8 protein-coding genes are annotated in these 11,303 nt (G+C 59.8%); 4 read left to right on the top strand and 4 right to left on the bottom strand.

The window, feature by feature from the left end; translation table 11 throughout:
* Positions 1 to 104 precede the first annotated feature (104 nt).
* Together PMI23_RS18960 and PMI23_RS18955 are read right to left on the bottom strand one after the other, a co-directional pair.
* Positions 105 to 680: an ANTAR domain-containing response regulator gene (locus PMI23_RS18960; protein ID WP_007916390.1), complete on the bottom strand. Its 576-nt coding sequence runs from the start codon at positions 678 to 680 to the stop codon at positions 105 to 107.
* A 15-nt stretch (positions 681 to 695) separates the two neighbouring features.
* Positions 696 to 1,907 carry a CmpA/NrtA family ABC transporter substrate-binding protein gene (locus tag PMI23_RS18955; protein WP_007916383.1) on the bottom strand — a complete coding sequence of 404 codons (1,212 nt, stop codon included), beginning with the start codon at positions 1,905 to 1,907 and terminating at the stop codon, positions 696 to 698.
* A 223-nt stretch (positions 1,908 to 2,130) separates the two neighbouring features.
* Here PMI23_RS18955 and PMI23_RS18950 point away from each other — a divergent pair, with 223 nt between their 5' ends.
* Positions 2,131 to 3,150, top strand: coding sequence for a quinone-dependent dihydroorotate dehydrogenase (locus PMI23_RS18950; RefSeq protein WP_007916374.1), 1,020 nt, complete (start codon positions 2,131 to 2,133; stop codon positions 3,148 to 3,150).
* Between the two features lie 256 nt (positions 3,151 to 3,406).
* Here PMI23_RS18950 and rmf read toward each other — a convergent pair whose 3' ends face one another.
* On the bottom strand, positions 3,407 to 3,622 hold the full coding sequence (gene rmf / locus PMI23_RS29400) for a ribosome modulation factor (RefSeq protein WP_003223300.1): 216 nt from the start codon (positions 3,620 to 3,622) through the stop codon (positions 3,407 to 3,409).
* Positions 3,623 to 4,154: 532 nt separating this feature from the next.
* Between rmf and rlmKL the strand changes: the two genes are divergently transcribed.
* Positions 4,155 to 6,425, top strand: a complete 2,271-nt coding sequence (rlmKL, locus tag PMI23_RS18945; RefSeq protein WP_007916371.1) for a bifunctional 23S rRNA (guanine(2069)-N(7))-methyltransferase RlmK/23S rRNA (guanine(2445)-N(2))-methyltransferase RlmL — start codon at positions 4,155 to 4,157, stop codon at positions 6,423 to 6,425.
* A 145-nt stretch (positions 6,426 to 6,570) separates the two neighbouring features.
* Entirely contained in the window at positions 6,571 to 8,952 is a 2,382-nt protein-coding gene (locus PMI23_RS18940) for a sensor domain-containing diguanylate cyclase (protein ID WP_007916368.1), read from the top strand.
* Positions 8,953 to 9,089: 137 nt separating this feature from the next.
* On the opposite strand, the gene dacB is transcribed toward PMI23_RS18940, so the two are convergent.
* A complete protein-coding gene (dacB, locus tag PMI23_RS18935) occupies positions 9,090 to 10,550 on the bottom strand; it encodes a D-alanyl-D-alanine carboxypeptidase/D-alanyl-D-alanine endopeptidase (protein WP_007916366.1) in 1,461 nt (486 codons plus the stop codon).
* Positions 10,551 to 10,784: 234 nt separating this feature from the next.
* Between dacB and PMI23_RS18930 the strand changes: the two genes are divergently transcribed.
* Complete coding sequence (locus PMI23_RS18930) at positions 10,785 to 11,129, top strand: YggL family protein (RefSeq protein WP_007916365.1); 345 nt, start codon at positions 10,785 to 10,787, stop codon at positions 11,127 to 11,129.
* Positions 11,130 to 11,303: the final 174 nt, after the last annotated feature.

Raw genomic sequence — 11,303 nt, 5'->3', positions numbered from 1 at the left:
GGTCGATGTTTGACGCCAGACACCTAGGTCAGTCCCCTCTCCCTATGGGCGGTCCGACGTTTCGGGAGGGCTAGGGTGAGGGGCTTTTCAAGCGTTCAGTACTTTCAGCCAAGCAACTCACTCATGGCAATAATCTGCTCCGCCACCTGAATCAGCTTTTGCTGCCGGCTCATCGCCTGGCGCCGCATCAGGGTGTAAGCCTCTTCCTCATTGCAATCCTTCATCTTCATCAGCAACCCCTTGGCCAGTTCGATGCGCTTACGCTCAGCCAGTTGCTGATCACGCGCCTGCAACTGCGCCCGCAACGCCTGATCACTCTCGAAGCGCGCCATTGCTACATCGAGAATCGGCTGCAGACGCTGTGCATGAATGCCTTCAACGATGTAGGCGCTGACCCCGGACTTGATTGCCTGGCGCATCACCCCCGGATCATGCTCATCGGTAAACATCACAATTGGCCGTGGCTGGTCGCGGCTGACCAGCACGACTTGCTCCATGACATCGCGGCTCGGTGACTCGGTATCGATCAGAATCACGTCCGGGCGCACCGTTTCGACGCGCGCGGGCAGGTCGATGGTCAGGCCGGACTCGTCGATGACCTCGAAACCGGCTTCAGTCAGCGCGGCTTTCAGGCGACCGACTTTTTTCGCCGTGTCATTGATCAGCAGAATGCGCAACATGTTCGCGGTCTCCTGTCAGCGGCGGGCGAGAAGGGGAGCGTCGTCGTTCAACGCGTGCAGCTTGAAGCTGCGCGCGTAAGCGGCCGGGTCACTACCATCCCAGATTTTGCCGTCGAGCAACTGACTGCTGCGCATGTCGGTGCCCCACGCGGCGACGCCGACAGCGGTGGCGGCGTCGCGGTAGATATCCAGTTGCTGAACCTGGCGGGCGACGGCGAGGTAATCCGGATCTTCGCGCAGCAGGCCCCAGCGGCGGAACTGGGTCATGAACCACATACCGTCCGACAAATAAGGCAGATTCACCTCGCCGTTACCGTGAAAACGCAGCGCGTGCGGATCCTGCCAGCGATTGCCAAGGCCATCGGCATAGTCACCGAGAAAACGCGGCTCAATGCACGAAAGCGGAGCGTCCAGATATTCCGGCGCGCTGAGCAACTGCGCGGTGCTGCGCCGATTTTCCGGGCTCTCTTCAATAAAGCGACTGGCTTCAAGGATCGCCATCACCAGCGCCCGTGCCGTGTTCGGATACTGCTCGACAAATTCACGGGTGCAGCCAAGGACTTTTTCCGGGTGATCGGGCCAGATGGTCTGGCTGGTCGCCAGGGTAAAACCGAGATCCTGCTGCACCGCGCTGGCGGCCCAAGGCTCGCCGACGCAAAAACCATCGATGCGTCCGGCTTGCAGATGCGCAACCATTTGCGGCGGCGGCACCACCACGCTGTCGACATCCTGTAACGGATGAATGCCCTGACTCGCCAGCCAGTAATACAGCCACATCGCATGAGTGCCAGTGGGAAAGGTCTGGGCGAAGGTGAGTTTTGCGCGGCTTTGGTGCACGTGGCGGTCCAGCGCTTCAGGACTGGTCACACCAATGTTCTGCAGGCCGTGGGACAGGTTGAGACTTTGACCGTTTTGGTTCAGCCCCATCAACACCGCCATGTCGCTCGACGCCCCACCGCCAATGCCCAGATGCACGGCGTAGATCAGACCGTACAGACTGTGGGCAGCATCCAGTTCACCGCTGACCAGTTTGTCGCGCAGGTTGGCCCAGGAGCTTTGGCGCTTGAGATTCAGGGTCAGCCCGTAAGGCTGGGCAAAGCCCTGCGTGGCCGCGACGACAACCGATGCACAGTCGCTCAACGCCATGAAACCGAGGTTGATTGCAGTCTTTTCCGGAGCATCGCTGCCATTGACCCAGGCCAGTGGCCCTACCGAAGGTTCATTCATACACCGCCACCTTGAAAAAAAGCGCCGCCGCGGACTTTGCGCAGGCAAAACCCGGGACGACGCCATTGTCCTTGCCCGCCTGCCGTCATTGGCCTGCGCGCTGATAGTCAAGGAGGGTGCAAGGCATATGCCACTGCCAGTGATTTGCGCGTGCGCCTCGCGCGGCAGGTCGATGCCCGGCTATAATCGCCGCCTCTTTTCGCCGCCCGAGTCATCGCCGCCCATGTATTCCCTGGCCCGTCAGCTGTTGTTCAAACTTTCCCCGGAAACCTCCCACGATCTGTCGCTGGATCTGATCGGCGCGGGTGGGCGTTTGGGCCTCAACGGCTTGCTGTGCAAGGCGCCGGCGAAGAAACCGGTGACGGTCATGGGCCTCGAGTTTCCGAACCCGGTGGGTCTGGCGGCCGGTCTGGACAAGAATGGCGCGGCCATCGACGGTTTCGCACAGCTGGGTTTCGGTTTTGTTGAAATCGGCACCGTGACCCCGCGTCCGCAGCCGGGCAACCCGAAACCACGGATTTTCCGCTTGCCGGAAGCCGAGGCGATCATCAACCGCATGGGTTTCAACAACCTCGGTGTCGATAACCTGCTGGCGCGTGTGGCCGCAGCGAAATACAAAGGCGTGCTGGGCATCAATATCGGCAAGAACTTCGATACCCCGGTTGAACGCGCGGTCGACGACTACCTGATCTGCCTGGACAAGGTTTATGCCCACGCCAGCTACGTCACGGTCAACGTCAGCTCGCCGAACACCCCGGGCCTGCGCAGCCTGCAGTTCGGTGATTCGCTCAAGCAGTTGCTCGCCGATCTGGCCACGCGCCGTGCCGAACTGGCCCTGCGTCACGGCAAGCATGTGCCGCTGGCGATCAAGATCGCGCCGGACATGACCGATGAAGAAACTGCGCAGGTCGCCCAGGCGTTAATCGAAACCGGCATGGACGCGGTAATCGCGACCAACACCACCCTCAGCCGTGTTGGCGTTGAGGGCATGGAGCATGGCGACGAGGCGGGCGGGTTGTCCGGTGCGCCGGTGCGTGAGAAGAGCACCAATACCGTGAAGGTGCTGGCCAGTGAATTGGCGGGGCGGTTGCCGATCATTGCGGCTGGCGGGATTACCGAAGGCAAGCATGCGGCGGAGAAGATTCTCGCCGGTGCGAGCCTGGTGCAGATCTACTCCGGCTTCATCTATAAAGGCCCGGCGCTGATCCGTGAATCCGTAGACGCGATCGCCGCCTTGCGCTGATCCATAGACACCACTGTTCCCTTGTAGGAGTGAGCCTGCTCGCGATAGCTTTCTTTCGGTCACTTCATCAGCGACTGACAGACCGCTATCGCGAGCAGGCTCACTCCTACAGGTTTTGTGTATGGCACAGATAATGTGACAGGCATAAAAAAGGGCTCCTCGAAGGAGCCCCTGGGCCGCAGCCCGCCGTCCGGGAAGGACGTGCATGGTAAGTCGTTACAAATTCAGATTGTCGTGTCGGAATAAGTGCCCTGTGTCAGCCGACGGCGTGAAGTTCGTTGAGTCTGTGGATTCCCGCAGTGCCGGTCATACCGTCCCAGTTGTCGCCGCGTCCTTCTCGCCAGCCGTTAATCCAGGCTTGACGTACCGACGGTAGAGTAAATGGGCAAAGCTCACGGGATTTGCCACCAACGCCATATTGATATCCGCGCAAAAATGCTCTTTCCAACGGATCACGCTTAAGTCTTCTCATAGGGTGTTTCCCTCACTTGTTGACTGTTTTGTATCGCGTTGACCTCAACTGAGGTCTGGCAGAAAAAACCTGCCATGGTGCGGCTCGCTGCCGGCGTGGCGAGCCAAGGTGTTGACGCCGTTGCGACGTCAACCTGTGTTCAGTTCTAACCAATGAGTCACACCGAGGGAATGATCGTTTTGTCATAAGGACGTAACGAAATTAGTGCTACAGCCATAAGTAACGACGGGTTTCATGCACGGTTTTTCAGCAAACCCCGGTATGATCGGCCCCGCGCTGGATGATGGGGTTAATTCTTTAGTGAGAATGACCCACGTTTGCGCTGGGGTATAAAGCGACGAAGGGTCGCTTTAAGACTTTTTGTTTCATCAACTTTTTTATCTGTCCCGGCATCTAAGCTCTTTTAACCCGAGCAGCGGGGATGGAACGGCACACCTTCGTGCCACGCGGGCGTTCTTTTAGAAAAGCGCCTGATTGAAAACCGGATCGGCAATGCGTTGCCGATTCACTAGCCAAAGGCTCTGGAAATACCATGTCCGACCGTTTCGAACTCTTCCTCACTTGCCCTAAAGGCCTTGAAGGCCTGCTCATCGAGGAAGCCGTCGGGCTTGGCCTTGAAGAAGCGCGCGAGCACACTTCCGCCGTGCGTGGCATGGCGACCATGGAAACCGCTTATCGCCTGTGCCTCTGGTCGCGTCTGGCCAACCGCGTGCTGCTGGTGCTCAAGCGTTTCCCGATGAAAGACGCTGAAGACCTGTACCACGGTGTGCTCGACATCGACTGGCAGGATCACATGCTCAGCGATGGCACCCTGGCTGTTGAATTCAGTGGCCATGGCTCGGGTATCGACAACACCCACTTCGGCGCCTTGAAAGTCAAAGACGCCATCGTCGACAAACTGCGCACCCCACAGGGCGACCGTCCGTCGATCGACAAGCTCAACCCGGACCTGCGCATTCACCTGCGTCTGGATCGCGGCGAAGCGATTCTTTCCCTTGATCTGTCCGGCCACAGCCTGCATCAGCGCGGTTACCGTCTGCAGCAGGGCGCTGCACCGTTGAAGGAAAACCTCGCGGCGGCGATTCTGATCCGTTCCGGCTGGCCGCGCATTGCTGCCGAAGGCGGCGCGCTGGCTGACCCGATGTGCGGTGTCGGTACGTTCCTCGTCGAAGCCGGCATGATTGCCGCCGACATGGCGCCGAACCTGCGTCGTGAGCAGTGGGGCTTTACCGCGTGGCTCGGTCACGTGCCGGCACTGTGGAAAAAACTCCATGAAGAGGCCGTCGAGCGTGCCGCTGCCGGTCTGGCCAAGCCACCGTTGTGGATTCGTGGCTACGAAGCTGATCCGCGTCTGATTCAACCGGGCCGCAACAACGTTGAACGCGCCGGCCTGAGCGAGTGGATCAAGATCTACCAGGGCGAAGTGGCGACTTTCGAGCCGCGTCCGGATCAGAACCAGAAAGGTCTGGTCATTTGCAACCCACCGTACGGCGAGCGTCTCGGTGACGAAGCCAGCCTGTTGTATCTCTACCAGAACCTCGGCGAGCGTCTGCGTCAGGCCTGCCTGAACTGGGAAGCGGCGGTGTTCACCGGCGCGCCGGATCTGGGCAAGCGCATGGGTATCCGCAGCCACAAACAGTATTCGTTCTGGAATGGCGCGCTGCCGTGCAAACTGCTGTTGATCAAAGTGCTGCCGGATCAGTTCGTCACTGGCGAGCGTCGCACTCCGGAACAGCGTCAGGCCGAGCGCGAGCAAGCCGCTTACGATCAGACCCCGGACGAGCCGCAAGAACGCAAGTTCAACAAGAACGGCAACCCGATCAAACCGACGCCGGCTCCGGCGCCAGTGATCGAGCAGCCGCGCTTGAGCGAAGGCGGGCAGATGTTTGCCAACCGTCTGCAAAAAAACCTCAAGGCCATGGGCAAGTGGGTCAAGCGCGAAGGCATTGATTGCTACCGTGTCTACGATGCCGACATGCCCGAGTACGCGATGGCGATCGACCTGTACCACGATTGGGTGCACGTCCAGGAATACGCCGCGCCAAAATCCATCGACCCGGAAAAAGCCTCGGCGCGCATGTTCGACGCCTTGGCCGCCATTCCGCAGGCGCTGAACGTCGACAAGAGCCGCGTGGTAGTCAAACGCCGCGAACGCCAGAGCGGCACCAAGCAGTACGAGCGTCAGGCTGCGCAGGGCAAGTTCAATGAAGTCAGCGAGGGCGGCGTGAAGTTGCTGGTCAACCTCACCGACTACCTCGACACCGGTCTGTTCCTCGACCACCGGCCAATGCGTATGCGTATTCAGAAAGAGGCCGCCGGCAAGCGCTTCCTCAATCTGTTCTGCTACACCGCGACCGCCAGCGTGCACGCGGCCAAGGGCGGCGCGCGCAGTACCACCAGCGTTGACCTGTCGAAAACCTACCTCGACTGGGCGCGTCGCAACCTGTCGTTGAACGGTTTCTCCGACAAGAACCGTCTGGAGCAGGGCGATGTGATGGCGTGGCTGGAGAGCAGCCGCGACGAGTACGACCTGATCTTCATCGATCCGCCAACCTTCTCCAACTCCAAGCGCATGGAAGGCATCTTCGACGTGCAGCGTGATCAGGTGCAGTTGATTGACCTGGCCATGGCACGTCTGGCGCCGGGCGGTGTGCTGTATTTCTCCAACAACTTCCGCAAGTTCCAGTTGGAAGAAAACCTCGCCGAGCGTTACGCGGTCGAGGAAATCAGCGCGCAGACCATCGATCCGGATTTCGCCCGTAACACCAAGATCCACCGCGCCTGGAAAATCACGGCTCGTTGACGCTTTGCGCAATTGGATCCACAGAGCCTTGATTTTTAAAGGCTCCGTGGATCTGCCCGCGCTAGCTAAATTAGTGGCTAATAGCTATAACTCACACACGGTCAATGGGGTTTTCCCGTAAATGCTGGCGTAGTGAGTTGTCCTTATGTCGTTGCACCCCGTGCGCCCAAAGATTCTGGGTTTTATCAGCGAAGACGTCTCGGCCTGGCTGGTCGCGGTGCTGGTATTGCTCGCCGGCGGGATTCTCACGGGGCTGCTCGCCTGGGCCACCCTCAATCAGTTTCAGCAACAAACCCGCCAGCGTTTTCAACTGCTGACCAACGAACGTTACACCCGCATCGAAGAACGCTTTCAGGACCAGGAGCAACGCCTCGACGGCCTGCGCCGCTTCTTCGCCAACTCTGAATCGGTGTCCCGCACCGAATTCGACGGTTACACCCAACCCTTATTGATGCGTACCCAGGCCTATTCGTTTGCCCTCAAGGTCAATGGAGCCGAGCGCGCCGCATTCGAGCAGCGGGTGCGTGATGAAGGCCTGAGTAACTTCACCTTGCGTGAACTGAATGCCCAGGGCGAGCTGCAACTTGCTGGCGTGCGCGATGAATACGTGCCGGTGCTCTACAGCCAGACGCAAAGCCGGCTCGGCTCACCGTTGGGTTATGACCTGCTCGCGCAACCCTTGCGTCGTGACACCCTGCAACGGGCCGACAAGCTCGGCGGACTGGCGGTGTCGCAACCGATGCACCTAGTCAGCATTGAGCCGTCCTACGCGCGCGGCGTGCTGCTGGTGGCGCCCGTGAGTCACAGTGGCGAGCAGCAATCCTTTGGCTACGTCATGGCGGTGATCAGCATGCGTCAGTTGCTGGCCGACGGTTTGCCGGACGCTTTCCATGACTATCTGTCGGTGCGCATTCTCGACATGTCGACCAATGATCAGCACGAAGTATTGTTCGAGTCGACCAACGAGCCGGCGCCGAGCGACCTGTCGGCCACGCGGTTACTGCGCATGGCTGATCACGACTATCAGGTCGATATTCTCCCGAGCGACGCCTTCGCACAGGCTAATCATTCGTCGGTCGGCAGCGTAATCGTCCTCGGTGGCTTGCTCAGTCTGCTGCTCAGCGCCTTGCTCTACGTGTTGGTCAGTCAGCGTCAGCGCGCCTTGCGCATGGTCGAGCTGCGCACCCAGGAGCTGCACGCCAGCGAACAGGAATTGCGCGGCACCCACGGTCAGTTGCGCGGCGTGTTGAATGCGGCGACGCAGGTGGCGATCATCGCCACCGACTTGCGCGGCGTGATTAACACCTTCAACCCCGGCGCCGAACAAATGCTCGGTTACAGCAGCGCCGATGTCGTCGGGCACATGACCCTGGAAAACCTGCATCTGCCCCGAGAACTGACAGCCCGCGCCGCCGAGCTAAGTGCGCGTTACGGTAAAAGCATCCCGACCTGCCACGCGATGTTGGTCGAGGGCGGCGAAGTCGGTGGCCACGAGGCTCGCGAATGGACGCTGGTACGCAGCGATGGCAGCCATATTCCGGTGAACATGCTGGCCACCCCGGTGCTCGATGAGCAGGGTTTGTGGGTCGGACATCTGGCGATCTGCATCGACATCACCGAGCGCAAGCGCGTGCACGAGGTGCTGGCGGCGCGGGACGTGTTGCTGAAGAAACTCAGCGCGCATGTGCCCGGCGGCATCTATCAGTTCAAGATGGAATTCGATGGGCGCTTCAGTGTGATCTACGCCAGCGACGGCATCCGCGAGATCTACGAACTGGAGCCGGATGTGCTGCTGTTCAACGCCGAGGCGATCTTCACGCGCATTCATCCACAGGACGTCACCCGTGTGCGCTCTTCCATTCGCGCTTCGGCCGACAGCCTCAGCCCGTGGCGCGAAGAATACCGCGTGCAATTGCCCGAGCGCGGCTTGCGCTGGGTGCGCGGCGAAGCGACGCCGGAAGAACTGCCGGGCGGCGGCGTGCTGTGGCATGGCTATATTTCGGATATTTCCGACCTGAAACGTGTGGAAGAAGAATTGCGCGCGCTGTCGGTGACCGATTCGCTGACTGGTATCCACAACCGCCGCTATTTCCAGGAACGCCTGACCACGGAAATGGCCCGGGTCGAGCGCGGCGGGGGCGAACTGTCGGTGATTATGCTCGACATCGACCATTTCAAACGTATCAACGATCAGTACGGTCACGCTGTGGGCGACCGGGTGCTGCAAGCGGTGTGCGAGCGCATCGGCCATCGTCTGCGGCGTACCGATGTGTTCTGTCGGTTGGGCGGCGAAGAGTTCATGGTGCTGTGCCCGGACATCGACGGCGAACACGCGTACATGTTGGCGGTTGAGCTGTGGCAGGGTTTGCGCAGTGCGCCGGTGGATGTGGTCGGCGTGGTCACCGCGAGTTTCGGTATCGCCAGTTGGCGACCGGGGGAGGGCGCGGATGCGCTGTTGCTGCGGGCGGATTCGGGTGTGTATATGGCAAAGCAGCGCGGGCGTGATCGTGTCGAGCAGATGAGCTGACTTCAATACAGCGCAACCCCTGTGGGAGCTGGCTTGCCAGCGATAGCGTCATTTCAGTCAGCATATTCAGTGACTGACATTCCGCAATCGCTGGCAAGCCAGCTCCCACAGGTTTTTGTGGTGTTGCTTGAACTGCGTTACAAAACCGAAGCGGTCTGCGCCAGTTTCGGCTGTTTGTACAGATCCAGCAGCACCTGATCCAGCACCGACGATGCACCAAACGGCGCCTTGTCGTTGAGGATCGCCACCACCGCCCAGGTATTGCCATTCACATCGCGGCTGAAACCGGCAATCGCCCGCACGGTGTTCAAAGTACCGGTCTTGACGTGCGCCTCACCGCGCATCGCCGTGGTTTTCAGGCGCTTGCGCATGGTGCCGTCGGTGCCGGCGATCGGCAGCGAGCTGATGTACTCGGCGGCATACGGGCTGTGCCACGCCGCTTGCAGCATGCTCGCCATCTCGCGGGCGCTGACCCGTTCTGCGCGAGACAAACCGGAGCCGTTCTCCATCACCAGATGTGGCGCGGTGATGCCTTTCTTCGCCATCCACTGACGCACTACGCGTTGCGCTGCCTTGGCGTCGTCACCGTCGGCGTCGTTGCGGAAGCGTTGGCCAAGGCTGAGGAACAGCTGCTGGGCCATGGTGTTGTTACTGTATTTGTTGATGTCGCGGATGATCTCCGCCAGATCCGGCGAGTAGGCACGGGCCAGCAGCTTGGCGTTGCCCGGTGTCGAGGCCAGACGATCCTTGCCTTGAATGCTGCCGCCCAGCTCTTTCCAGATCGCGCGCACTGCGCCGGCGGTGTAAGTCGCGTGGTCGAGCAGCGACAGATAAGTCTGCGAACTGCAGCCTTCGCCCAACTGGCCGGCCACGGTCACGGTCACGCTGCCATCGGCTTGCGGCACGGGGTTGTAGCGCACGCCGCCGGTGCATTGCTTGGAGGGCAACGCCTTGACGGTGTTTTCGATGCGTACGCTGGCGATTGGCGGCTCAACCGAGATAAGCACCCGGCCGTTATCGTTACGGGCAACAAAGCGCAGGGCTTTGAGGTTGACCAGCAACGAATCGGGTTTGACCAGGAACGGCTTGTTCTCGTCATTGCCGTCATCGTTGAATTCCGGCAGCACTGGCTGCACGAAGAAGTTGCGGTCGAGCACCAGATCACCGGTGATCTGCGTCACGCCGTTGGCGCGCAGGTCGCGCATCAGCAGCCAGAGTTTTTCCATGTTCAGTTTCGGATCGCCGCCACCCTTGAGGTAGAGGTTGCCGTTGAGAATGCCACCGTTGAGGTCACCGTCGGTGTAGAACTCGGTCTTCCACTGATGGTTCGGGCCGAGCATTTCCAGCGCCGCGTAGGTAGTCACCAGTTTCATGGTCGAGGCCGGGTTGACCGACACGTCGGCGTTGAACACGGTCGGCGTGCCCGGGCCGTCGAGCGGCACCATCACCAGCGACAGGGCGCTGGGCTGCAATTTGCTCGCCTTGAGGGCTTTTTCGACATTCGGGGTGAGGGAGGTGTTGATGGTGGCAGCAGAAACATTCAGGGCCAGTGGCAGAAGAAGGCCGGCGAGAAACAGTGGACGCAACGATTTGATCATATGAAATAAAACCCTACAGCCGAGGGGAAAAAAGACGAGGACATGGATGAAAAGGTCCTCAGTGGTCACGAAAGTGTCGGCATTATGCCCCAAGGTGTAACCGATTGTGCCGTCCTCGGGGTGGCGATTCGTTGATTTTTTTACAGACGGTCGGCCGCTGTGTCCAGAGAGGCGGGCAATCGATTGCTTAAACTGGTAAAGTGCCCGCCGTATTTACTTAAGAGGATTGTTCCAATGGCGACTAACCGTTCCCAGCGTCTGCGCAAAAAACTGTGCGTTGATGAATTTCAAGAGCTGGGTTTCGAACTGAACCTGGACTTCAAAGAAGACTTGTCCGAAGAAGCCATTGACGCTTTCCTCGAAGCATTCATCAAAGAAGCCATGGAAGCCAACGGTCTGGGTTATGTTGGCGGCGACGACTTCGGTCTGGTATGCCTGCAGAAGCGTGGCTCGGTCAACGAAGAGCAGCGCGCTGCCGTTGAAGCCTGGCTGAAAACCCGCTCCGAGCTGACCAAGTATGAAGTCAGCCCGTTGCTGGACGTTTGGTATCCGGAAAAGCCGATCAACGCGGCTAAGTGATACTGAAAAAAACGGCGACCTGAGGGTCGCCGTTTTTTTTCGTCTGGTGTTTGGGGGTTCGGTTTGGGATTTGCGGTGAGTCTACCCCTCATCGGAACGCCGCCCGCCCAGCCCTCTCCCGAGGGAGAGGGAGCCGATTTGTGGGCTTTTCAAAGCCTGAGTTCAACTCGGTAT

The organism is Pseudomonas sp. GM24 (genome assembly GCF_000282235.1).
In the GTDB taxonomy this organism is placed as follows: domain Bacteria; phylum Pseudomonadota; class Gammaproteobacteria; order Pseudomonadales; family Pseudomonadaceae; genus Aquipseudomonas.
Note: the sequence above shows the minus strand (reverse complement) of the source record. Positions and strands in the feature narration are given on the sequence as shown.

Excerpts from the sequence above, each read along its gene's own strand:
- PMI23_RS18950 (WP_007916374.1), top strand. The coding sequence starts at position 2,131 with ATGTATTCCCTGGCCCGTCAGCTGTTGTTCAAACTTTCCCCGGAAACC.
- dacB (WP_007916366.1), bottom strand. The coding sequence starts at position 10,550 with ATGATCAAATCGTTGCGTCCACTGTTTCTCGCCGGCCTTCTTCTGCCA.
- rmf (WP_003223300.1), bottom strand. The coding sequence starts at position 3,622 with ATGAGAAGACTTAAGCGTGATCCGTTGGAAAGAGCATTTTTGCGCGGA.
- PMI23_RS18930 (WP_007916365.1), top strand. The coding sequence starts at position 10,785 with ATGGCGACTAACCGTTCCCAGCGTCTGCGCAAAAAACTGTGCGTTGAT.
- PMI23_RS18955 (WP_007916383.1), bottom strand. The coding sequence starts at position 1,907 with ATGAATGAACCTTCGGTAGGGCCACTGGCCTGGGTCAATGGCAGCGAT.
- PMI23_RS18960 (WP_007916390.1), bottom strand. The coding sequence starts at position 680 with ATGTTGCGCATTCTGCTGATCAATGACACGGCGAAAAAAGTCGGTCGC.
- PMI23_RS18940 (WP_007916368.1), top strand. The coding sequence starts at position 6,571 with ATGTCGTTGCACCCCGTGCGCCCAAAGATTCTGGGTTTTATCAGCGAA.
- rlmKL (WP_007916371.1), top strand. The coding sequence starts at position 4,155 with ATGTCCGACCGTTTCGAACTCTTCCTCACTTGCCCTAAAGGCCTTGAA.